This window comes from Streptomyces sp. NPDC005775, from assembly GCF_042871565.1.
Taxonomy (GTDB): Bacteria; Actinomycetota; Actinomycetes; order Streptomycetales; family Streptomycetaceae; genus Streptomyces.
The window spans coordinates 215,011-241,388 of record NZ_JBIAIU010000002.1; the positions used below are offsets into that span (position 1 = coordinate 215,011).

Sequence of the window (26,378 nt, forward strand, 5' to 3'; positions counted from 1 at the left end):
TCAGTCCTCCTGTAGGGAAAGGGTGGTAGCGCCGGTGGCTTCGGCGATCCCGGCGGACAGGATCGGTCCGATCTGGGACAGCGATCCTGCTTGGGTCATCTGGTCGTGCCGGGTGGTGATCTCGTGCGATTCGATCCGGCCCGCGATGTACGGGTGCCAGACCTCCGGGCCGGCGTCGTCGTCGCCCCGGCCGATCGTGGAGTTGAAGAGCAGCAGGTCGCCGTCGTACCTGCCGGGAACGAAGTCGACCGCCAGCTTCGCGTTGTTGATCATGATCTGGACGATCACCTCCACCTGCCGCTCGTTCAGGCCGGCCAGCGCGCTGCCTCGCCGGTTCAGGACTTCGACGACCTCGGCGTAGGTGATGTCCCGGTCACCCAGCTCGTCCGGGTCGACGTCGAGCACCCCGACGAGCACGTCCCGCACGGTGGGAACCGGCTCTTCCTCGAACCGCACATCCTTCACCGGGTATGCGTCGAGGATCGCCAGCAGTGCGGTCCGCTCACCGCGCGCCTGCAGCTCGCAGGCCAGCGCGTGAGCGATAAGCCCGCCCGCGGACCAGCCGAGCAGCAGGTACGGGCCCTGCGGCTGGATCTTCTGGACGTGGTCGGCGTAGTCGGATGCCATCTCCTCGTAGGAGGTAGGCAGCGGCTCGGGCCGGCCGAGGCCGCGTGCCTGGAGCGCGTAGACCGGGTGTTGCGGGCCGAGGTGGTTCAGCAGCCCGCTGTACGACCAGCTGATGCCGCCGCCGGGGTGGACGCAGAACAGCGGTGGTTCCGTCCCGGTCGAACGCAGTGGCAGCAGCACGTCCAACGCGTCTTCGGGATCGTTCATGGCCAGGCGTTCGGTGAGCCCGGCCACGGTCGGCGCCTCGAACAGCAGGCGCAGACCCAGCTCCAGGCCGAGGGTCTCGCGGACCCGGGAGGCCAGCCTGGCGGCAAGCAGCGAGTGGCCGCCCAGGTCGAAGAAGCCGTCGTCGATGCTGACCTGCTCCCGGCCGAGGACTTCGGCGAAGAGGCCGCACAGGAGTTGCTCCTGCGGTGTCCGCGGGCCGCGACCGGCGTCCGACGCCCCGTAGTCCGGAGCGGGCAGAGCGGCCCGGTCGAGCTTGCCGTTGGCGGTCAGCGGCAGCGCCTCCACGGTGACGAACGCCGCCGGCACCATGTAGTCGGGGAGTTCGCGGCGCAGCCGTCCGGACAGCTCGGCCGTCTCGGGCGGGCCCTCGGGCGCGGCCACCAGGTAGGCGACCAGCCGCTTGTCACCGGGCCTGTCCTCACGGGCGACGACGGCCGCCTGGGCGACGCCCGCGCAACTGGCCAGGACCGCCTCGATCTCTCCGGGCTCGATCCGCAGACCGCGCAGCTTGACCTGGTGGTCGACGCGTCCGGCGAACTCCAGCGCGCCACCGGGGAGCCACCAGGCGAGGTCGCCGGTGCGGTACATGCGGCTCCCTGCCGGGCCGTACGGGTCGGCGGTGAAGCGCTCCGCCGTGAGGCCGGGCCGACCGAAGTAGCCGCGGGCCACGCCCGTTCCCGCGAGGTACAGCTCACCGACCATGCCCGTCGGCACCGGCCGCAGCCGGTCGTCGAGCACGTAGGCGCGCATGTTCGCCATCGGCGCGCCGATCGGCACGGTCGCGGCGTTCTCGGGGAGGTCGTGCACCGGGTGGCAGGTGGCCAGGGTGGTGGCCTCGGTGGGGCCGTAGCCGTTGACCACCTCGATGCCTGGGCAGGCCGCCAGCACCCGGGCGGCGGCGGCCGGGGAGACCACGTCGCCGCCGGTCCACACCTCGCGCACCCCGGCGAGCAGGCCGGGACGCTCCTCGGCGACCAGCCGGAAGAGTCCGGCGGTCAGCCACAGCCCGGTCACTCCGTGCGCGCTGATCGTGTGCTGGAGCAGGTCGAGGTCGAGCCGCTCGGGCGGTGCGACCACGACCCGGCCGCCGTTGAGCAGCGGAACCCACAGTTCGTAGGTCGAGAGGTCGAAGGCGGTCGGGGAGTGCATCAGCACCCGCTCATGTCCGCCACCGCGCGCACGCCACTCGGGGGTCAGCGCGAGGCCCACCACGTCCCGGTGGGTGACGGCCACGCCCTTCGGACGTCCGGTCGAACCGGAGGTGTACATGATGTACGCCAACTGCGCCTCGTGGCAGTGCACTTCGACTGCGCTGCCACCGGCTTCCTCGGACTGCGTCAGTGCGGCGAGCACTTCCTCGGTGAGCACGACGGCCGCTCCGCTCTCCCGCAGGATCAGGTCGATCCGGGACGAGGGGAATCGCGAGTCCAGGGGTACGTAGGCACCGCCGGCCTTGATGATCGCCAGGATCGCCACGACCAGCTCCGCCGAGCGGTCCAGCAGGACCGCGACCGGCGTCTCCGGCCGCACGCCCTGGCGGATCAGCGCCCTCGCCAGGCGGTCGGCCCGCAGGTCGAGTTCCGCGTAGGTCAGCTCGGTGCCGCCCGCCACGACCGCCACCGCGTCCGGTGTAGCCCGCACCTGACGGGCGAAGAGCGCCGGCACCGAGGCCGACGGCAGCTCCGTGGCCGTGTCGTTCACCGCGTACAGCAGCCGGTGGCGTTCCTCGTCGGACATGAGGTCGATCAGGCTGATCGCAAGGTCCGGGTCGGCGACCGCCGCCTGCAGCAGGCGGACCCAGCGCTCGAACAGCAGCTCCACGGTGGACGCGTCGAAGAGGTCGGTGGCGTACTCCACAGCGCCGACCAGACCGGCGGCTTGGCCGTCCGGGGCGAACTGCTCGGCCAGGCTGAACGTCAGGTCGACCCGTGAAGTCCCGGTCGGGGCCTCCACGTGACCCGTCTCCAGCCCTTGCAGCGCGAACTCGCCGAGCGGCGCGTTCTGGAGGGCCAGCATGATCTGGAACAGCGGGTGGTGGGCGAGCGACCTCACCGGATTGGCAACCTCGACCAGGTACTCGAACGGCACGTCCTGGTGGTCGTACGCGGTGAGCGCCTTGTGCCGTACCCGGCCGAGCAGGTCGGCGAAGCCGGGGTCGCCCCCGGTGTCGGTGCGCAGCACCAGGGTGTTGACGAAGAAGCCGACGAGCTCGTCGAGTGCCTGGTCGGTACGGCCGGCGATCGGGCTGCCGATCGGGATGTCCGTTCCGGCACCGAGCCGGGTGAGCAGGGCGGCGAGGCCGGCTTGCAGCACCATGAACATGCTGGCGCCGCGCGCGGTGGCCAGGTCGCGCAATGCCTGGTGCAGCTCGGGGTCCATTCGAACCACGACCCGGTCGCCCCGCTGGGAGGCCACCGGCGGGCGGGGCCGGTCGGCGGGCAGCTGCAACTGCTGCGGAATGCCTGCCAGCTCCTGCTTCCAGTAGGCGAGCTGCCGGGCGAACAGGCTGTTCGGGTCGGTGGCGTCGCCGAGCAGGTCGCGCTGCCAGCGGGTGTAGTCGGCGTACTGCACCGCCAGCGGGGCCCACTGGGGCCCCTCGCCCCGGCAGCGCGCCGCGTAGGCCTCCGCGAGGTCACCGGAGAGCGGTCCCATCGACCAGCCGTCCGCGGCGATGTGGTGCACCACGACCAGCAGTACGTGATGGTTGGGGGCGAGCGCGTACAGCTCGGCCCGGACCGGCGGATCGGCGGCCAGGTCGAACCCGCACCGGGCCGCGTCCGCCAGCCGCTCGGCCAGCCGGCTCTCGTCGAGCTCGACCACCGGGAGCTCCGGGTGCGCCCGTTCGGTGCTCAGGACGACCTGGTACGGGACGCCGTCGGTCTCGCGGAAGACCGTCCGCAGGCTCTCGTGCCGGCCGATCACGTCCGCGAGCGCGGAATGCAGGGCCGAGCGGTCGAGGTCGCCGGTCAGGCTCAGCGCGAGCGGCATGTTGTAGGTGGCGCTCGGCCCGTCCATCTGGTGCAGGAACCACAGGCGGCGCTGGGCAAAGGACAGCTCGACCCGCTCGGGGCGAGGGCGGGCGGCCAGCGCGGGCCGTGCCGCGCCGGAGCCGTCCAGGCGGGCCGCCAGTGCGGCCACGGTCGGCGTCTCGAACAGGGTCCGGACCTCCAGCTCCGCGCCGAGGGTCGTCCGGACCCTGGCGGCGAGGCGGGTCGCCAGCAGGGAGTGCCCCCCGAGGTCGAAGAAGTTGTCCTCGACCCCGACCTGGGCAAGCCCGAGCACCTCGGCGAACAGTTCGGCGAGGAGCTGCTCCTGCGGGGTGCGCGGCGCCCGCCCGGCCACGGCGGCGCCGAGGTCGGGGGCGGGCAGTGCGCGGCGGTCGAGCTTGCCGCTGGCTGTCAGCGGCAGCGCGTCCAGCGCCACGAACGCCGACGGCACCAAGTAGTCGGGCAGCCGTCCGCGCAGCCAGTCCCGGACTTCGCCGATGAGGGCGCCGGCCCCCCGGCTGCTGGTCGGGTGATTGGTCAGCGATGACAGCGCCCTGCCGGGGGCCCCGGCAGGCCGGTACGGCTCGATCGGGGAGTCGCGCAGCGTCCGCGGGCCGGCGAAGACGACGTCCACGGCTTCGGCCGTGCTCGCCGACCAGGTGACCGCCACCACGCGGTCGAACTCCCGCCCGAGGGCGTGGAAATCCTCCGGGTCGGGGAGGCCGCTCTCTTCGGAGGTGTCTTCAGTGGCGCGCAGCCGCTCCCACAGCTCCGCGAGCGGCGCGTCCCCGTCCTGCACCGACCTGGCCAGGGCGACTTCCCGCACCACACGGCGGTTCGGCACCCCGGTGATCCGCAGCACCTCGGCGGGCGGCTGGGCGAGCAGCTCGCGCAGCTCGGCCGACGTGGTGATCTGTCGCCCCCATGCCAGCTCGACGGGCCGCCGGTCCGGGGCCTTCGGCGTGATCGGAGACTTGTGCAGCGTCACGTCGTAGCGGTAGCGGGACAGTTCGTTGTGGTGGCGGCCCCGCTTGATCTCCACGGACACCGCGCCGATGTCCGTGCCCCGGGTTCGCAGTGCGGTGAAGAAGTCCGGGTCGACCAGCAGTTCCTTCTCCACCCTCACGGCCTGCTCCACCGCGTGGCGCACGGCTGCGAGGTCGGTGCCGTCGCCGGTCCGGTGCAGCTGGACGGCGGTGGCGAGCGGGCGCAGCAGCCGCAGGTTGCGGACGTCACCGATGAAGACCGCGCCTCCGGGGGCGAGCAGCCGCATCAGCTTTCCGATCACGTCGGCGAGGTAGTCGGCGGACGGGAAGTACTGCACCACCGAGTTGATCACGATGGTGTCGAACTCCCCGGCCGGCAGCCCGTCGGTGTCGTGCGCCGGACGGGTCTGCAGCACCACGCGCCCGGCCAGCGCCTGCTCTCCGGCCACTTGGGTGGTCAGGGCGTCGATCGCGGTGGCGGAGAAGTCGGTCGCCCAGTAGGTCTCGCAGTGCGGCGCGACCTGCGAGAGCAGCAGACCGGTACCGACACCGACTTCCAGCACCCGGCGCGGCCGCAGGGCCAGGATGCGGGTCACGGTGGCGTCCCGCCACTCCCGCATCTGCTCGACGGGAATCGGGTCGGAGTCGTAACTACTGTTCCAACCGACGAAGTTGTGACCGAAGGCCGCTTCTTCGGGGGCGATGGGCAGGGCGTCGTAGATGTCCTGCCACTCGCCCACGTGGTCCGTTTCGAGCCCGCCGTCCCGGGGCGTGTCCTGGCGCGGGACGACGTAGCCGACGATCCGGTCGTCCCGAGCCACGACGGCCGCCTGGGCGACGGCGGGGTGCTCGGCCAGCGCGGCCTCGATCTCGCCGGGCTCGACGCGGAAGCCGCGGACCTTCACCTGGTCGTCGGCGCGGCCGACGTACTCCAGCTGACCGTCGCCCCGTCGGCGCACCAGGTCGCCGGTGCGGTACATGCGCGCACCTGCCGGCCCGAACGGGCAAGCGACGAACCTCCCGGCCGTCGGACCCGGCCGGTTCAGGTACCCCCGCGCGAGACCCGCGCCCGCGACGTACAGCTCACCCGTCACGCCGGGCGGCACCGGCAGCAGCCGGTCGTCCAGCACGTACACCCGGGCGTTGGCGATCGGCCGGCCGATCGGCGGCACACCGGCCACCGGGGACAGCGGGTCGCTCATGGTCGCGCACACCGTGGTCTCGGTCGGGCCGTACGCGTTGATCATCCGGCGTCCGGGCGCCCAGCGCTCCACCAGCTCCGGCGGGCACGCCTCGCCCGCCACCACCAGCGTCGAGACGGTGACCTCGCCGTCCGGCACTGCGGCGAGGACGGAGGGGGGCACGGTCACGTGGGTGATGCCGAGGGCCGGATCGGTCAGCGCGGCAAGTGGCTCTGCCGCCGGGGGCAGCACCAGGGCCGCGCCGCACAGCAGGGCGGTGAAGATCTCCGAAACCGACGCGTCGAAGCTGGGCGAGGCGAACTGGAGGACGCGGCTGGCGGGTTCGATCGCGAAGCGCTCGATCTGTGCGGCTACCAGGCTCGCCACTCCGGCGTGGCTCACGACGACGCCCTTGGGGCGGCCTGTCGAGCCCGAGGTGTAGATCACGTAAGCCGGGTGCCGGATGTCGACCGCTACCTCCGGACCTGTCTCCGGCAGCCCGTCAACGTCCGCCACCATCGCGGGATCGTCGATCACCACCGCCGGACGCGCGTCCGCGAGCATGAACGAGATCCGCGACGCCGGATACCCCGGATCCACCGGCAGATACGCCGCACCCGCCTTCAGCACACCCAGAACCGCCACCACCGACTCCACCGACCGCGGCAAGGCCACCGCCACAACCTGCTCCGGACCGACCCCCCTCGCGATCAACGCATGCGCGAACCGGTTCGCCCGCACATCGAGCTGTCCGTACGTCAACTCCTCCGCGTCACCGACCAACGCCACCGCATCCGGCGACACCGCAACCCGCGCCGCGAGGGCCTGCGGCAGCGGGACAGTGCCCACGTCCCGGACCGTCGCGTTGTCCTGTTCCACCAGTCGGTGCCGCTCGTCGGTGTCGAGGAGGTCGATCCCTCCGATCGCCTGCTCCGGGTCGGCGGTGACGGCCTCCAGCAGGAGCGTCCAGCGCCGGACCAGGGAGGCGACCGTCGAGTGGTCGAACAGGTCGGTGGCGTATTCGACGGCGCCGACGATTCCGGCCGGATTTCCGTCCGGACCGAACTGTTCGACCATGCTCACTCCGAGGTCGAACTTGGCGGTTCCGGTCGCGACCGCGTAGGTGGCGACGTCCAGGCCGGGCAACGAGAACCGGCCCATGGGGGCGTTCTGCACAGCCAGGATGGTCTGGAACAGCGGGTGGTGGGAGAGGGACCGGGACGGGTTCAGCGCCTCCACCAAGTGCTCGAACGGCACGTCCTGGTGCGCGTAACCCGACAACGCCGTCTCCCGCACCCGGCCCAGCAACTCCGCGAAAGTCGGATCACCGCTCGTGTCGGTACGCAGCACCAACGTGTTCACGAAGAACCCGACCAGATCGTCCAGCGCCTCATCCGTACGCCCCGCGATCGGACTCCCGATCGCGATATCCGTACCCGCACCCAACCGCGTGTACAACGCCGCCAACGCCGCCTGCAACACCATGAACAGACTCGTCCCGGTACTCCGCGCCAACTCCTGCAGGGCGGTGTGAAGTTCTGAGTTCAGCTCCAAGCCCATGTGGTCCCCGCGCCAGCCTGCGACGGCGGGACGCGGCCGGTCGGTGGGCAGTTGGAGGAGCTCCGGCAGGTCGGACAGCTGCCGCTTCCAGTAGTCGAGTTGCTCGGCGAATCGGCTCTGCGGATCGGCGGCATCACCGAGCAGCTCGCGCTGCCACAGCGTGTAGTCGGCGTAACTCACCGGCAGGGCCGACCGGCTCGCCGTCCGGCCTTCACATCGAGCCGCGTACGCCTCGGCCAGGTCGCGGGCGAGCGGTCCGGTGGACCAGCCGTCGGCGGCGATGTGGTGCATGACCAGCAGCAGTACGTGCTCGTCCGGCGCCAGGGCGAACAGTTCCACCCGCAGCGGCGGCTCCGTCGCCAGGTCGAAGGGCTGCCGGGCGAAGTCGGCGAGACACTGATTCAGTGCGTCCTGTGTCACCTCGGCCGGATGGGCCGGAAGACGTACCGAGGCAGAGTCCAGTACACGCTGGCAAGGTACGCCGTCGATTTCGGGAAACACCGTTCGCAGGCTCTCGTGCCGGACCACCACATCCGCGAGCGCATGGTCCAGCGCGGCACGATCGAGTGTTCCGGTCAGCCGCAGTGCCAGCGGGATGTGGTACGTCGCGGCGGCGGCGTCCATGCGGTGCAGGAACCAGAGACGGCGCTGGGCGAAGGACAGCGGCACAGCCTCGGGCCGCTCGTACGCGGTCAGCGCCGGGCGTGCCCGGCCGGCCTCGGTCAGCACCTCGGCCAGGCCGGCCACGGTGGGTGCCTGGAAGAGTGCGCGCAGCCCGAGTTCAACGCCGAGGACCGAGCGCAGCCTGGCGACCAGCCTGGTGGCGAGCAGGGAGTGCCCGCCCAGCGCGAAGAAGTCGTCGTCGACGGAGACCTTCGGCACGTCCAGCACCTCGGCGAACAACTCGGCGAGGATCTGCTCCTGCGGCGTGCGCGGCGCCCGTCCGCTGCCTTGGGGAGTGCGTTCGGGCGTGGGCAGCGCCGCCCTGTCCAGCTTCCCGTTCGGCGTCGACGGCAACGCATCCATCACCACGAAGACGGACGGCACCAGGTAGTCCGGCAGGCGCTCGCGCAGGTGCGCCGCCAGCTCCGCGGGACGGACGGCCAGGTGGGAACGGGTCGCCACGTATCCGATGAGCCGGTCGTCCCGAGCCACGACGGCCGCCTGGGCGACGGCGGGGTGCTCGGCCAGCGCGGCCTCGATCTCGCCGGGCTCGACGCGGAAGCCGCGGACCTTCACCTGCTGGTCGGCGCGGCCGACGTACTCCAGTGCGCCGTCGGTCCTACGCCGCACCAGGTCGCCGGTGCGGTACATCCGCGCGCCCGCCGGCCCGAACGGGCAGGCGGTGAACCGTCCCGCCGTCAGCCCCGGACGGTTCAGGTAGCCGCGTGCCAGACCAGGTCCGGCGACGTACAGCTCCCCTTCCACACCCGGCGGTACGAGGCGCAGCCGCTCGTCCAGCACGTACACCCGGAAGCCCGCCACCGCTCGTCCGATCGGCGGCACGCCGGACCCCGGAGACAACGGATCGCTCATGGTCGCGCACACGGTCGTCTCGGTCGGGCCGTACGCGTTGATCATCCGGCGTCCGGGTGCCCAGCGCTCCACCAGCTCCGGCGGACACGCCTCGCCCGCCACCACCAGGGTGGTGGCCGTGAGTGCGGCGGTGTCCAGCGCGGCCAGAGCCGAGGGCGGCAGCGTCACGTGGGTGACGGCGAGACTGGGGTCCGTCAGGGCATCCAAAGGGACTTCGGCCGGGGCCAGGACGAGGGCGGCGCCGGTGAGCAGCGCGCTGCAGAGGTCCCAGAAGGACGCGTCGAAGCTCGGCGAGGCGAACTGGAGCACCCGGCTGCCCGGCTTCACCCCGAGCCGGTCCACCTGCGTCGCCACCAGGCCCGCCACGCCGGCGTGGCTCACGACGACGCCCTTGGGGCGGCCTGTCGAGCCCGAGGTGTAGATCACGTAAGCCGGGTGCCGGATGTCGACCGCTACCTCCGGACCTGTCTCCGGCAGCCCGTCAACGTCCGCCACCATCGCGGGATCGTCGATCACCACCGCCGGACAAGCGTCCGCGAGCATGAACGAGATCCGCGACGCCGGATACCCCGGATCCACCGGCAGATACGCCGCACCCGCCTTCAGCACACCCAGAACCGCCACCACCGACTCCACCGACCGCGGCAAAGCCACCGCCACAACCTGCTCCGGACCAACGCCCCGCGCGATCAACGCATGCGCGAACCGGTTCGCCCGCACATCGAGCTGTTCATACGTCAACTCCTCCGCCTCACAGACCAGCGCCACCGCATCCGGCGACACCGCAACCCGCGCCGCGAAGAGCTCGGGCAGGCTCCCGCCGGGCGCCGGGTCCTCGGCGACGAGCATCAGTTCGCCGCGTTCCCCGGCGGTGAGCAGGTCGATCCCGCCGATCGGCCGGTCGGGCGCCGCGGCGACGGCGGCCAGCAGCCTGGTCCACCTGGCGGCCAGGAGCTCGACCGTCGGGCGGTCGAACAGGTCGGTGCTGTATTCGATCGCTCCGCCAAGCCCGGCCGGCGCGCCGTCGGGCCCGTGTTCCTCCGCGAACCCGAAGGTCAGGTCGAGCCTCGCGGTCCCGGTGAGCACGGCCATCCCGGAGACCGTGAGTCCCGGCAGTTCGAAGTCGCCGCCCGGCGCGTTCTGCACGACCAGCCCGGTCTGGAACAGCGGGTGGTGGGAGAGGGACCGGGACGGGTTCAGCGCCTCCACCAAGTGCTCGAACGGCACGTCCTGGTGCGCGTAACCCGACAACGCCGTCTCCCGCACCCGGCCCAACAACTCCGCGAAAGTCGGATCACCGCTCGTGTCGGTACGCAGCACCAACGTGTTCACGAAGAACCCGACCAGATCGTCCAGCGCCTCATCCGTACGCCCCGCGATCGGACTCCCGATCGCGATATCCGTACCCGCACCCAACCGCGTGTACAACGCCGCCAACGCCGCCTGCAACACCATGAACAGGGTTGCCCCCGACCGTCGCGCCAGCTCCACCAGCTTCCCGTGCAGTTCGGCGTCGATCGTGAGTTCCAGCAGGTCGCCGCCGTACGACATGACGGCCGGGCGCGGCCGGTCGGCGGGCAGTCGCAGGTGCTCGGGCAACCCGGCCAGCGTCCGCTTCCAGTAGGCGACCTGGCGGGTGAACACGCTCTCGGCGTCGTTCTCGTCGCCCAGGATCTCGTGCTGCCACAGGGTGTAGTCGCCGTACGTCACCGGCAGCGGGGGCCACACCGGCGCTTCGCCACCCTGCCGTGTGGTGTAGGCGGTGGCCAGGTCACGGGCGAGCGGGCCCATGGACCAGCCGTCCCCGAGGATGTGGTGCATGACCAGCAGCAGTACGTGCTCGTCCGGCGCAACGGCGAACAGCTCCGCCCGCAGGGGTACTTCCGAGGTGAGGTCGAAGCCGCGCACCGCCGACTCCCGCAGCAGGGCGCGTACCTCCTGCTCTCCGGCCGTGCGCACGGTCAGCGGGAGGGCGGCCTCGGCGGTGTCGAGCACCCTCTGGTGCGGGACTCCACCCGTGTGCGGGAAGACCGTGCGCAGGGTCTCGTGCCGGGTCACGACGTCCACGAGCGCGGCGCTCAGCGCGGCCCGGTCGAGGTCTCCGGAGAGCCGCAGGGCCAGCGGCATGTGATACGTGGCGCTCGGCGCCCCGAACTGCTGGAGGAACCAGAGCCGCCGTTGGGCGAACGACAGCGGCATCGGTTCACGGCGGGGCCTGGGCACCAGGGCCTGCCGTGCGGTTCCGGCGTCATGCAGTCCGGCCGCCATCCGGGCAGGGGTCGGACTGCGGAACAGGGCGCGCAGTTCCAGTTCGACCCCGAGGGTCGCCCGGACCCGTGAGACCAGCCGGGTGGCGAGCAGGGAGTGCCCGCCCAGCGCGAAGAAGTCCTCGTCGACCCCGACCCGGGCGAGGCCCAGCACCTCGGCGAACAGCTCGCACAGGATCTGCTCCTGGGGGGTACGCGGCGCCCGGCCACCTGCGGTCGTGGCAGGTTCCGGCGTGGGCAGGGCCGCCCGGTCCAGCTTGCCGTTCGGCGTCAGCGGCAGCGCGTCGAGCAGCACGAACGCGGACGGCACCATGTAGTCCGGCAGCCGCTCGCGCAGGTACGCCGCCAGCGCTCCCGTGTCGGTCCCGGCCCCGTCGGAAGAGACGACGTAGGCGACGATCCGGTCTTCCCGGGCGAGTACCGCGACCTGGGCGACGCCCGGGTGCGCGGTGAGCTCGGCCTCGATCTCGCCCGGCTCGACCCGGAATCCGCGCACCTTGACCTGGTGGTCGATCCGGCCGGCGAATTCCAGCTCGCCGTCGGCACGCCAGCGCACCAGGTCACCGGTGCGGTACATCCGCGTGCCCGCCGGACCGTACGGGTCGGCGACGAAGCGTCCGGCGCTCAGCCCCGGCCGGTTCAGATAGCCGCGGGCGAGCCCCGCTCCGGCCAGATACAGCTCACCCAGCACACCGGGGGCCACCGGTCGCAGGGCCGAGTCCAGCACGTACGCGCGGCAGTTGGAGATCGGACGCCCGATCGGTACCGGCAGCGGGCAACCGGTGGGATCGGCCGGCAGCGCGTAGGCGATGATCACGTGCGTTTCGGCGGGTCCGTAATGGTTGTGCAGCACCCGGCCCGGTCGTCCTGCCTGGAGGCGGCGCACGGCACCGCCCAGCCGCATCGCCTCTCCGGCCTGCGCGACCAGTCGCAGGTGCGGCAGGTCCAGCCCCGCCTCCTCGGCGGCCTCGGCCAGCGCCTCGACCACCAGGTTCGGCGCGAACAGCTCCTCGACCCGGTGCCGGTCCAGCCAGTGGGCGAACAGTTCGGCGCTGCGGCGCTGCTCCTCGGTCGGTACCACCAGGGTCTTGCCGTACAGCAGCGCGGAGAGCACCTCCTGCACCGAAACGTCGAAGCTGATCGCGGTGAACTGCGCGGTGCGCGTGCCGGGTTCCCCGCCGACGGCCCGGTGGTGCCAGGCCAGCAGGTTCAGCAGTCCGCCGACGGGCATCACCACGGCCTTGGGTCGGCCGGTGGAACCGGAGGTGTAGATGACATAGGCCGGGTGCCGGCTGTCCACCGGGACGGCCGGATCATGCTCCGGCAACGGGCCGGCCGGTGTGACGGCCGCGAGGTCGTCGAGCACCACGGCCGGACAGGCGTCCCGCAGCATGTACTCGATGCGGACGGCCGGGTAGTCCGGGTCGACCGGCAGGTACGCCGCGCCCGTCTTGAGTACCGCGAGGACGGCCACCACCAGCTCGGCCGAACGGGGCAGCCGCAGGGCGACGACCTGCTCCGGGCCCACACCGCGCGCGATCAGCGCGTGGGCCAGGCGGTTTGCCCGGCGGTTCAGCTCGCGGTAGGTCAGCACGGTGTCCTCGAACAGCACCGCCGGGGCGTCCGGAGTCGCCCGGACCTGCGTCTCGAAGAGCCCGGGCAGGGTGGCACAGGGAACCGGGCGGGCGGTGTCGTTGCGGCCGACCAGCAGCTCGCGGCGCTCCTCGGGGGTGAGGACGTCGATCCGGCTCAGCGGACGCTCCGGCTCGGCGACGACCGCCGTGAGCAGTCGCTGCCACCGGGCGACCAGTACCTCGACCGTGGCGGGGTCGAACAGGTCGGTGCTGTACTCGACCCGGCCGACGATGCCCTCGGCCGGCCCGCCTGTGCCGCCGCGCTCCAGCAGGTGGAATCCGAGGTCGAACATGGCCGTGGGCGTCCGCACCAGGACGATCTCGGTGTCCAGACCGCTCAGCGTGAACTCGGTGCGAGGCACGTTCTGCAGCGCGAGCAGTACCTGGAACAGCGGCTGGCGGGCGAGCGACCGGGACGGGTTCAGGGCCTCGACGACATGCTCGAACGGCAGGTCCTGGTGCGCGTACGCGCCGAGCGCACCCTCCCGGACCCGGCCCAGCAGCTCGGCGAAGGACGGGTCGCCGCTGGTGTCCGTGCGGAGTACCAGGGTGTTGACGAAGAACCCGATGAGGTCGTCCAGTGCCTGGTCGGTCCGGCCGGCGATGAGGCTGCCGACCGGGATGTCCGTACCCGCACCGAGCTTGTCCAGCAGCGATGCCAGCGCGGCCTGCAGCACCATGTACACGCTGGCGCCGTGCTGCCGCCCCAGCCGGATCAGCCCGTCATGGAGTTCGGCGTCCAGTTCGATCGCCAAGTGGCCGCCGGAGTGGGAGGGGATGGCGGGACGGTGACGGTCGGCGGGGAGCCGGATCTGCTCCGGCAGGTCCGCGAGCGTCCGCGTCCAGTAAGCCGTCTGACGGGCCGACAGGCTCTCTCGGTCCGTCGCTTCACCCAGCAGTCGGTGCTGCCACGCGGTGTAGTCGGCGTACTGCACGGGCAATGGCGCCCACTGGGGCGCCTCGCCGCGCCGACGCGCCGCGTACGCGGTGGCCAGATCGGCGGCCAACGGTCCCAACGACCAGCCGTCGCCGGCGATGTGGTGCATCACCAGGAGCAGCACGTGCTCGTCCGCCGACACCTCGAACACCTGGGCGCGCAGGGGCGGTTCGGCTGCGATGTCGAATCCGTCGGCCACCGCTGCGGCCAGCAGTCCTGGCAGGGCCGGCTCGTCGGCCCGGGTGACCTGCACCCTGGGGCGCGCCTCCCCCGTGGGCAGCACCTGCTGGTAGGGCACGCCGTCCGCGCTCGGGAAGACCGTGCGCAGGGTTTCGTGCCGGTCGGCGAGGTCGCCGAGCGCCGCCTCCAGGGCCGCCAGGTCCAGCGGCCCCGAGAGCCGCCAGGCGAGCGGCATGTTGTAGACCGAGTCGGCGCCCTCGAGCTGGCGCAGGAACCAGAGCCTGCGCTGAGCGGACGACAGCGGTACCCGCTGGGGCCGCTCCCCACGCTCCAGGGCGAGCCGGGCCCGGCCCGCGCCGCCCAGCCCGGCGGCGAGCCCCGCGACAGTCGGTGTACGGAAGAGGGTGTGCAGGGCGAGCTCCACGCCCAGCGTCGCACGGGCCCTGGCCACCAGCCGGGTGGCGAGCAGGGAGTGCCCCCCGAGATCGAAGAAGTCGTCGTCGACACCGACCTGGGGCAGGCCCAGCACCTCGGCGAACAGTCCTGCCAGCACGTGCTCCTGAGGAGTCCGCGGTGCCCGGCCGACGGCCGTGGCGGTGGTTTCGGGCTCGGGCAGGGCGCGCCGGTCCACCTTGCCGCTCACGTTCAGCGGCAAAGTGTCGAGCGGGACGAAAGCGGTCGGCACCATGTAGTCCGGCAAGCGCTCGCGCAGGTGCGCCCGCAGGTCCTCCGGCCGGATCTCCGCCCCGGTGACGGGCACCGGATAGGCGACCAGACGGGTGTCCTGTGCGCGGTCCTGCCGCACGATCACCGCGGCGCGAGCGACCTGCGGGTGGTCGGTGAGGACCGCCTCGATCTCGCCGGGCTCGATCCGGTATCCGCGGATCTTGACCTGGTCGTCGGTGCGGCCGAGGAACTCCAGGTTCCCGTCGGAGTTCCACCGCACCAGGTCACCCGTGCGGTACATCCGCGAGCCGCCGGGACCGTACGGGTCCGCGACGAACCTCCCCGAGGTCATCCCCGGCCGGTTCAGATAACCCCGCGCCAGCCCCGCACCGGCGATGTACAGCTCACCCGGCACACCGGCCGGCACCGGCCGCAACGCGGCGTCGAGCACATACATCCGGACACCGCCGAGCGGCCGGCCGATCACCTGGCGGGGGCTGGATCGCAGGGGCGCGACGACCGAGTCGACCGTGCACTCGGAGGGCCCGTAGTAGTTCAGGGAGGTCACCCCGTCGGCCGCCCGCAGCCGCTCCCACAGCTGTTCGGGGACGGTCTCGCCGCCCAGCCCGACCATCGTGGGACGCCACCGCGGGTGGTCGAGGAGGCCGTTCTCGACGAGGGCCTGGAGGTAGGACGGGGTGCCGCCGACTGTGTCCAGCCCGGCCCGGGCGGCGTAGTCGAGGTAGGCCCGCGGATCGGACCTCGTCGCCTCGTCCAGAACGTGCAGTTCGTGGCCCGCGAAGAGGGCGAGCAGCTGGTCGAGGGAAGCGTCGAAGGAAACGGACGTGGTCAGCCCGATCCGCATCCGCTTCCCCAGGCGGAAGACCAGCGGACACTGATTGGCGAACAGGTTGCGCAGGCCGCGGTGGGTCGCCACCACACCCTTGGGCCTGCCGGTGGAACCCGACGTGTAGATCACATACGCCGGATGAGCCGGATCGACCACCACCAACGGATCGCTCACCGGACTCTCCGCCAACAGGGCAACCGTCCCCGGCTCGTCGACCACCAACCGCCCGACCGGCCCCTGCGGCAACCGCCCCCCGACAACCGAGTCCGTCACCACCACAACCGGACGGGCGTCATCCAGCAGATACGCGATCCGAGCAGACGGATACTCCGGATCCACCGGCACATACGCCGCACCCGTCTTCAGCACCGCGAGAATCGCCACCACCAACCTCGCCGACCGAGGCAACGCCACCGCCACCAACCGCTCCGGCCCCGCACCCCGCGCCACCAACACATGCGCCAACCGATTCGCCCGCGCATCCAACTCCGCAAACGACAACGACACCTCCGGCCCCACCACAGCCAAAGCATCCGGAACCGCACCCACCTGCCCCCGGAACAACTCCAACACGCTCCCGCCGAACACCTCGGCCACCGGACCCGCACCCAGGGCCGCCAACCCACCACGCTCCCCAGCCGACAGCAGATCGAGCCCGCTGAGCCGCCGCCGCGGGTCGGCGACCGCAGCGCGGAGCAGCCGCTCCCACCACCCGATCATCGTCTCCACGGCGGCCGGGTCGTACAGGTCGGTGGTGTACTCGACGGACCCGTCGATCCCGTCCGGCGAGCCGTCCGCGGCGTGCCGCTCGGACATGGTGAAGATCAGGTCGAGCTTGGCCGTGGTCGACGTCGACGGCATGTCGTCGACGCGCAGCCCGGGCGGGGCGAAGTCTGCCCTGGGCGCGTTCTGCAGCACCAGCATGACCTGGAACAGCGGGTGGTGCGCGAGCGACCGGGACGGGTTGAGAACCTCGACCAGGTATTCGAACGGCAGGTCCTGGTGGGCGTACCCGGCCAGCGCCGTGTCCCGCACACGGTCCAGCAGCTCGGCGAACGTCGGATCACCCGAGGTGTCGGTGCGGAACACCAGGGTGTTGACGAAGTAGCCGACCAGTTCGTCCTGCGCCTGGTCCGTACGTCCGGCGACCGGGCTGCCGACCGGGATGTCGTCGCCCGCACCGAGCTTGCTCAGCAACGCCGCCAGCCCTGCCTGGAGGACCATGAACAGACTGGTCCCGTGCGCTCGGGCGAGCTCGCGAAGACCGCGGTGCAGCTCGGCGTCCAGCCCGGCGTGCACGGAACCGCCCCGGTGCGAGGCGATCGCCGGGCGGGGCCGGTCGGTGGGCAGCTGAATGCACTCCGGCAGGCCGGCCAGCTGACGGGTCCAGTAGTCCGCATGACCGGCGAACAGGCTGTCACGGTCGGCGGAGTCACCGAGCAGCTCGTGCTGCCACAGGGTGTAGTCGGCGTACTGGACCGGCAGGGGCGCCCACTGCGGCTCCTTGCCGCGGTGGCGCGCCGCGTAGGCGGAGGTCAGTCCCTGCACGAGCGGGCCCAGCGACCAGCCGTCGCCCGCGATGTGGTGGAGCACCACCTGGAGCACGTGCTCGTCCGGCGCGAGCTCGAACAGCTCGACCCGCAACGGCACATCGACCGCCAGGTCGAACGGACGGTCCTTGGCCGTCGTGATCAGAGCGGACAGTCCGGCCTCGGTGGTCCGGACCGCCGACACGAGCAGCCGCGGGCGGGCTGCCGCCAGGTCCAGCACCTGCTGGTACGGCACGCCGTCCACCGCCGGGAAGACAGTGCGCAGGCTTTCGTGCCGGGCCACCACGTCCGCCACTGCGGCTTCCAGGGCCCGCCGGTCCAGATCCCCGCACAGGCGCCAGGCGAGGGAGATGTGGTAGTTCGCGCCTGCCCCCTCCAGCTGGTGCAGGAACCAGAGCCGTCGCTGAGCGAACGACAGCGGGATCATCTCGGGCCGCTCGCGCCGTACCAGGGCGGCTTGCGCCGGCCCGGCGGCCACCAGGGCGGCGGCCAGTCCCGCCGGGGTCGGCGCCTCGAACAGGGTGCGCAGCGGCATTTCCAAGCCGAGCGTGGCGCGGATACGGGCGGCCAGGCGGGTGGCCAGCAGGGAGTGCCCTCCCAGGTCGAAGAATCCGTCCTCCACACCGGCCGACGCCACACCCAGGACCTCGGCGAACAGCTCGCAGAGGATCTGTTCCTGCGGGGTGCGCGGCGCGCGGCGGGTGGCCACCGGGGTGGTGTCCGGGGCGGGCAGGGCCCGATGGTCCAGCTTGCCGTTGGCGGTCAGCGGCAGCGCGTCCAGCATGACGAACGCGGAGGGCACCATGTACTCAGGCAGCCGCTCACGCAGGTAGCCGCGCAGCTCGGCGGCTTCGGGTGCGGCGCCCCGGGCGGGCACCAGGTACGCCGCCAGCCGGGTGTCGTCGGCCCGTTCCTGCCGGGCCAGGACGGCGACCTGGGCGATGCCGGGGCACGCGGCCAGCGCCGCCTCGATCTCGCCGAGTTCGATCCGGAACCCGCGCACCTTCACCTGGTGGTCCGCCCGGCCGACGTAGCGCAGGCTGCCGTCCACCGCACGGCGCACCACGTCGCCGCTGCGGTACATGCGCGATCCCGGCGGTCCGAACGGGTCCGCCACGAACCGCCCCGCGGTCAGGCCGCGCCGGTTCAGGTAGCCGCGCGCCAGGCCCGCGCCGGCGACGTACAGCTCGCCGGGCACGCCCGGGGCCACCGGCCGCAGGCCGTCGTCGAGGACGTACGAGCGCAGGTCCGGGAGGGCCGCGCCGATCTGGCCGGCGGTGGCAGGCAGCCGGTCGAGCGCCGCGTACGTGACGTGCACCGTGGTTTCGGTGATGCCGTACATGTTGACCAGCCGCGGCGCGTCGTCCGGGTGGCGCTGATACCAGCTCGACAGTCGGCTGTGGTCCAACGCCTCGCCGCCGAACACCACCGTGCGCAGGGCGAGTCGGCGTCCGGTCTCCGGCGCCTCCGCGTCCGCCTGCGTCAGCTGGTAGAAGGCGGACGGCGTCTGGTTGAGCACCGTCACCCGCTCGCGGGCGAGCAGTTCCAGGAACCGGCCGGGCGACCGGCTGGTCTCGTGGTCCACGACCACCAGGCGGCCGCCGTGCAGGAGCGGGCCCCACAGCTCCCACACCGAGAAGTCGAAGGCGTAGGAGTGGAAAAGGGTCCACACGTCCTCGGCGGAGAAGCCGAACAGCTCCCGGGTGGTGTCGAACAGGCGCACCACGTTGAGGTGCGGGACCACCACGCCCTTGGGGTTTCCGGTGGAACCGGACGTGTGGATGACGTAGGCGGCGTGGCCGGGGTCGAGGGCGATCCCCGGGTCCGTGTCCGGCAGCTCGTCCAGGTCGGCGGTGTCCAGCAGCAGCCGGTCCACGCCCTCGGCCTCCAGCCGTTCACCGGTCCTGCTCGTCGTCACGAGCAGCGCGGGCCGGGTGTCCCGGAGCAGGTAGGCGATGCGGGTGGAGGGGTATTCCGGGTCCACCGGGACGTACGCGGCACCGGCCTTGAGTACCGCGAGGACCGCCACGACCAGGTCCGCCGAGCGCGGCAGAGCCAGCGCCACCAGCTGCTCCGGCCCCACCCCCCGGCCGATCAGGGCGTGTGCCAGCCGGTTGGCACGGGAGTTCAACTGGCCGTAGGTCAGAGTGGCTTCGCCGTCCGTGAGGGCGGTCGCGCCAGGGTTCGCCCGTACCTGCCGCTCGAACAGCGCGGGCAGACCGCTCTCCGGCAGCGCGCCGCCCCGGTCGGTGTCGGTCGGCAGCAGGGCCCGGAGCTCGTCGGAGGACAGGATGTCCACCTGGCCGATCCGCCGCCCGGGGGCGGCGACGACGGCACGCAGCAGCCGCAGCCACCGCTCGACGAATCCGGCGACGGTGGCCGCGTCGAAGAGGTCGGTGCTGTACTCCACCACGCCCGACATCCCGCCCCCGTCCGGGTGTTCGGCCAGGACGAAGTTCAGATCGCACTTGGCCGTCCCGGTGGGGGCCACTTCGGTCGCCACCCGCAGCCCCGGCAGGTCGAAGGTGCCGAGCGGCGCGTTCTGGAGGGTGAGCGTGGTCTGGAACAGCGGGTGGTGGGCGAGCGTCCGGGTCGGATTCAACGCCTCCACCAGGTGCTCGAACGGCATCTCCTGGTGCGCGTAGGCCTCCAGCGCCTCGGAGCGCACCCGGCCCAGCAGTTCGGTGAACGACGGGTCCCCGGACAGGTCGGTACGCAGCACCAGGGTGTTGACGAAGAAGCCGACCAGGTCGTCCAGGGCCTCGTCGGTACGCCCCGCGATCGGCGTGCCGATCGGGACGTCGGTGCCGGCGCCGAGCTTGCCCAGCAGAGCGGCCAGACCGGCTTGGAGCACCATGAAGAGGCTGGCCCCGCCGTCGCGGGCGAGTTCGCGCAGGCCCCGTTGCAGCTCGGCGTCGATGCGCACCGGCAGGTGGGCGCCCCGGTAGGTCATCGCCACGGGCCGGGGCCGGTCGAAGGGCAACTCGACCTGCTCGGGCAGGTCCGCCAGACGCGCACGCCAATAAGCGAGTTGGCCGTTGCGCAGGCTCTCCGGGTCGGCGGCGTCGCCCAGCAGCTCCTGCTGCCAGAGGGCGTAATCGGCGTACTGGACCGGGAGCGGCGGCCACTGCGGCCTCGCTCCCTCGATGCGGGCCCCGTAGGCGGTCGCCAGGTCCCGCGAGAGCGGCCCGGTCGACCAGCCGTCACCGGCGATGTGGTGCATCACCAGCAGCAGCACATGCTCCTCGGCGCCGAGCCGGAACAGTTCGGCGCGCAGCGGCGACGCGTCGGAGAGTTCGAAGCCGCGCCGCGCCGCCCGGGCCAGCCTGTCGGGCAGCTCGCGCTCGCCGACCTCGGTCACCCGCAGCAGCGGTCGTGCGGCGTCTGCGTCGAGCACCCGCTGCCACGGCACGCCGTCGGCCACCGGGAAGACGGTACGCAGGCTCTCGTGACGCTCGACCACGTCCCCGAGGGCGGCTTCCAGGGCGCGCCGGTCCAGGCTTCCGGACATCCGCAGTGTCAGCGGGATGTTGTAGGTGGCGCTCGGGCCCTCCATCCTGTGCAGGAACCACAGGCGGCGCTGCGCGGAGGAGAGCGGAACCATCTCGGGCCGCTCGCACCGTTCCAGTGCCGGGCGCGCCCGGCCCGCGGCGTCCACCGCGGCCGCCAGTTCCGTCACCGTCGGGGCGTCGAACAGGTCGTGCAGCCTCAGCTCCACGCCCAGTACCGACCGGGCTCGGGCGACCAGCCGGGTGGCCAGCAGGGAGTGTCCGCCGAGGTCGAAGAAGCTGTCGTCCAGACCGGGTTCGGCGATCCCCAGCACCTCGGCGAACAGCCCTTGGAGCAGGTGCTCGACCGCGGTGCGCGGAGCCCGCCCCGGTGCGGTGGGCTGCCGCCGGGGCGCCGGGAGGGCCTGCCGGTCGAGCTTGCCGTTCGGGGTCAGCGGCAGCGCGTCCAGCACCACGAAGTCGGACGGCACCATGTATGCGGGGAGCCGATTCCGCAGTCGGGCCCGCAGTGCGTCCGCCGTGACGGCCTGCCCCTCGACGGGGACGACGTGGGCGACCAGCCGGGATTCCTCGTCGGTGCGCACCGTGACGGCGGCGCGAGCGACCTGCGGGTGGTCGGTGAGGACCGCCTCGATCTCGCCGGGCTCGATCCGGTATCCGCGGATCTTGACCTGGTCGTCGGTGCGGCCGAGGAACTCCAGGTTCCCGTCGGAGTTCCACCGCACCAGGTCACCCGTGCGGTACATCCGCGAGCCGCCGGGACCGTACGGGTCCGCGACGAACCTCCCCGAGGTCATCCCCGGCCGGTTCAGATAACCCCGCGCCAGCCCCGCACCGGCGATGTACAGCTCACCCGGCACACCGGCCGGCACCGGCCGCAACGCGGCGTCGAGCACGTACATCCGGGCGTTGGTGACAGGACGGCCGATGATCGGGCGCGGGCTCGATCCCACGTGTGCGACCACGGAGTTGACGGTGCACTCGGAGGGGCCGTAGAGGTTGAGGCAGGAGGCGCCGTCGGCAGCCCGCAACTGCTCCCACAGCTGGTCGCCGACAGCCTCACCGCCGGCCGCGACCAGCGCGGGACGGTGCCGCGGATCATTCAGCAGTCCGGCCGGGACGAGGTCGTGGAGGTAGGAGGGGGTGGCCTCCACGTAGTCCAGTCCGTGGCACGCCACGTAGTCGACGAAGGCCTCCGGGTCGGTCCAGGTCGCGTGGTCCAGGACGTGCAGTTCGTGGCCCGCGAAGGGGGCCATCAACTGATTCCAGGAGGCGTCGAAGGACACCGAGGTGGTCAGCGCCACCCGCAGCCGCTTCCGGTCCTTCGGCCGCGGTGCGAACTGCGCCAGCCGGTGGTCGCAGAGCAGATTGCGCAGGCCGCCGTGGGTCGCCACCACACCCTTGGGCCTGCCGGTGGAACCCGACGTGTAGATCACATACGCCGGATGAGCCGGATCGACCACCACCAACGGATCGCTCACCGGACTCTCCGCCAACAGGGCAACCGTCCCCGGCTCGTCGACCACCAACCGCCCGACCGGCCCCTGCGGCAACCGCCCCCCGACAACCGAGTCCGTCACCACCACAACCGGACGAGCGTCATCCAGCAGATACGCGATCCGAGCAGACGGATACTCCGGATCCACCGGCACATACGCCGCACCCGTCTTCAGCACCGCGAGAATCGCCACCACCAACCCCGCCGACCGAGGCAACGCCACCGCCACCAACCGCTCCGGCCCCGCACCCCGCGCCACCAACACATGCGCCAACCGATTCGCCCGCGCATCCAACTCCGCAAACGACAACGACACCTCCGGCCCCACCACAGCCAAAGCATCCGGAACCGCACCCACCTGCCCCCGGAACAACTCCAACACGCTCCCGCCGAACACCTCGGCCACCGGACCCGCACCCAGGGCCGCCAACCCACCACGCTCCCCAGCCGACAGCAGATCAAGCCGGCCCACTGCCTCGTCCGGATCGCACTCGACGACGGTGTCGAGCAGGGCGAGCAGCCGTTGCTGGTGCGCGGCGAGTTCGTCGTCGCCGTACGCCTCCGGAGCGCCGTGCAGTCTGAGGAGCGGGGGGGTGCCGTCCCGGTAGTCGAACACCCAGACGGCCAGGTCGGTGGTCGACCCTGACACGAAGTGATGCACCGACGCGGGGTACCCGGCGAAACTCGGCCTGGCGTTGAAGGCCATGATGTTGACGATCAGCGGAAAGGCCGTGGCGATGCTGCCGGGTGCGCCGAGGTCGCGCAGCAGGTCCTCGCTGCGGTAGCGCTCGTGCGCGACGGCCGACTCGACCTCCCGGGCCACCTGGGCGACGAGATCACCCCAGGGCATGTCGGGGCGCACGGTGAGCCGCAGGGGCACCACGTTGGACATGGTGCCGGGCACGGACATCAGGCTGCGCTCGGAGCCCCGACGGGCGGTGACGGGAAGGGCGAGCACCACGTCCTGGGCGCCGCTCAACCGGTGGGCGTAGAGCGCCGCCGCCGCGATCACCACACGGGACCATCGGACACCGGCCCGGCCGGCCGCGGCCCGCAGCGCGTCGGGGCTCCGCAGTTCCCGCTCCTCGGCCAGGCGCAGGGTGCGGTGCGGGTCGGTCGCGGAACTGTCGGTGAGCCGCGTCGGGGCGGGCAGATCGGCGAAGCGTGCGGTCCAGTAGGAGCGGTCGGCGGTGAAGTCGGCGGACGCGCGGTAGGCGGCGTCGCTGTCGACCAAGTCCCGGAGGGAGCCGAACGGGCAGGGCGGGACGTCGCCGCCCTCGGCCAGGGCCGAGTAGACCTCGCCGACCCGCTGCCGGACCATGGAGCTGCTGATCGCGTCCAGCACCACGTGGTGGTAGTTCAGGTACCAGAGGAACTCCGTCGGCGACAGCTGGATCAGCGCGTGGCCGAACAACGGGTCACGGGCGAGATCGAGCGGACGGGCCAGGTCCCGCTCCATCCATTGCATGGCCGCAGCGCGGGCATCCGGCTCCGCGCCGAAGTCGAGGTGCGCGGGGGCCCAGTCCCAGGTCTCGCGGAGGACCTGGCGTGGGCCTTTACCGTCATCGACGAAGGTCACGTGCAGGGCGTCGACCTCGTCCACGACCCGGCGGAGCGCGGCGTCGAACAGCTGCGGATCGACCGGCCCGTGGATCTCCAGGCACTCGCCGACGCGGTATCCCGGGATTGGCGTCCGGGAGCGCTGCTCTGCGAGCCAGATCTCCCGCTGGGCAGCGGTCAGGGGAAGGACGTCGCCGTCACGACGGGACATGGGGGTACCTCCAGAAGTATGGGTGGGCATGCGCGCAAGGCGCGCCGACGGCACCGGCCTCGGTCTGTGTCACGTGGTCGGTGGGGCGGCGTGGCCTTGGTCAGGCGGCGATTTCGCCGGCCTGGAGCTGCCAGAGGGATGCATAGAGCCCGTGTCGGGCGAGGAGTTCGTCGTGGGTGCCCTGCTCGGCGACGATGCCCCGCTTGTCCATGACGTAGATCCGGTCGGCGTGGCGGACCGTGGAAAGGCGGTGGGCGATGACGACCATCGTCCGGTCCGCCGCGAAGCTTCGCAGCGTGCGCTGGATGGCGGCCTCGGTCTCGTTGTCCACGGCGGAGGTGGCCTCGTCGAGGATGACGACAGGCGAGTCCTTGAGGATCGCGCGCGCCAGGGCGATCCGCTGCCGTTGGCCGCCCGAGAGCGTGGCGCCGCGTTCACCGATCAGGGTGTCGTAGCCGTCGGGCAGGGCGGCGACGAAGGTGTGCGCCTCGGCCATGGCGGCGGCTCGGACCACGTCCTCGTGCGAGGCGCCGAAGGTGCCGTAACGGATGTTGTCGGCGATGCTGCCGTCGAAGAGGAAAGGGTCCTGCGCGACGAAGCCGATGGCGTGGCGCAAGTCGTTCCGTCGCAGGTCGCGGATGTCCTCTCCGTCGAGCAGCACCCTGCCGAAATCCGCGTCCTGATAGCGCATCAGCAGTTTGGCGATCGTCGTTTTGCCGGAGCCGGTGGCGCCCACCAGGGCGGTCACCTGCCCGGCCGGAATGGTCAGCGAGAGGTCCTCCAGCGTCGCCGGGCGGCCGGGGTAGGCGAAGGTGACCCGGTCGAGGACGATCTCACCCCGCACCTCGGCGAGGTCGAGCGTCCCGTCGCCGCTGTCGGCCTCGACGGGCAGGGCCCGCAGGCGCTGGACACGCTCGTAGGAGGCAAGGGTGCGCTGGTACTGGTCGGTGATGCCGCCGAGCCGGCTCATCCGCATCAGCAGCATCTGGGGCAGCCCGATCAGCGGGCTGAACACCTCGAAGCGCAGGGTGCCGTTGAGTACCGCACGACCACCGATCAGAAGGGTGCCGGCCATGGACGCGGTGGTGCATGCCCGAACGGTCTCGGCGTGGCGGATCGTGCTCCGGTCGGCCTGGCGGCTGCTCTCCTGGACCGACTCGCTCAGGCCGTCGACACGTTCGGCTTCATAGTCCTCGGTACAGAAGCTCTTGACGGTCGCACTGGCTTCGAGCGAGTTGATCACCTGGCTGCCCAGCCTGGCTCGATGCTCGCCGGTAGCGGCGTAGGTTGCCGCGGCCTTGTCCTGGTGGTGCAGTGACAGCCAGGCGATGACCGGGATCGGCAAGAACGCGATCCAGGCGATCTGCGGTGCCAGCAGGAGGAACGCCGGCACCAGGACGGCGAGGCTGGTGCCGAGCTGCAGCACGTCGTTGGCCGGGCCGGCGAAGAAGGCGCCCAGCTGACCTACGTCGTTGGTGAGTGTGCCGGTCACCCGGCTGGTCCGCTCCCCCTCCAAATGGCCGAGTTCGAGGTGCTGGACGTGTCGGTACGTGCGGCCCCGCCAGTCGTGCTCGATGCCCTGGCCGAGTCGCCGCCATTGAAGGTTCGAGGCGTAGGAGAGGCCGGCCACCGCGGCACAGGCGGCAGCCACCAGCCCTGCCAGCCCCAGGAGTTGGGCGGACGCCGTGGTCAGGCCGAGACTGACCAGCGGAGCCGCCTCGCCCTTGATGAGGACGAGGCCGGTCCATCCGAGGAAGGTGCCGAGCGCCATCTCCGCGGCCTGGCAGGCGACGGACAGGGCAGCAGCCCGGTAGAGCCGACGCCGGTGCGGGCCGACGATCTCCACCAGCGGGTGGCGTTCGACCTCGCGCCGGGGCACCTCGACCGTTCCACGCCAGGCTTTCCGGAGGACGGCCGCGGTCGCCGCTGCGACCGCGGCCGCAGCCGCCAACTGCTTGCTCCTTGCGGACCCCTTGATCAGCGCGGCCCCGGCCACGACCCCGCCGCCGACGGCGAGCACCGGGCGCACGACCAGGCCTCGGTCCGCCCGCGGGGCCGAAGCGATGGCGGACCCGGCCTGTGCGAGGCGTCCCGCCCCTGCCATCTGCTCCGCGATACGGGTGACGGCTCCGCTGATGATCCGGCCGACGTCCGCGGCGCGCATCCGCGCATCGTGTCGGACGAGCAGTCCGCCGGTCACCGGGTTGGCCCGGGCCTCGGTGATCCCGGGAATGCGACGCAGCGCAGCGGCGAGGACCTCGGCCGTCCGGGGCCGTCCGAGCACCAGCTCGACGTCCCAGCGCTGTCGGCCCGGGATGACCGAGCGCGGGCTCGCGCCCAATTCCACGGAGCGGAATCCGGCTGCGGCACCCAGTAGCGATGGCATGTGTACGTTCACCTGTTTGCGGAGG

Annotated in this window: 2 protein-coding genes; both read right to left on the reverse strand. The window is 71.9% G+C overall.

What is annotated here, in order from left to right:
* On the reverse strand, positions 1-23,967 hold the full coding sequence (locus ACFYPA_RS04665; protein ID WP_389129466.1) for a non-ribosomal peptide synthase/polyketide synthase: 23,967 nt from the start codon (positions 23,965-23,967) through the stop codon (positions 1-3).
* Between the two features lie 100 nt (positions 23,968-24,067).
* Positions 24,068-26,353: an ATP-binding cassette domain-containing protein gene (locus tag ACFYPA_RS04670; RefSeq protein ID WP_389129469.1), complete on the reverse strand. Its 2,286-nt coding sequence runs from the start codon at positions 26,351-26,353 to the stop codon at positions 24,068-24,070.
* Positions 26,354-26,378: the final 25 nt, after the last annotated feature.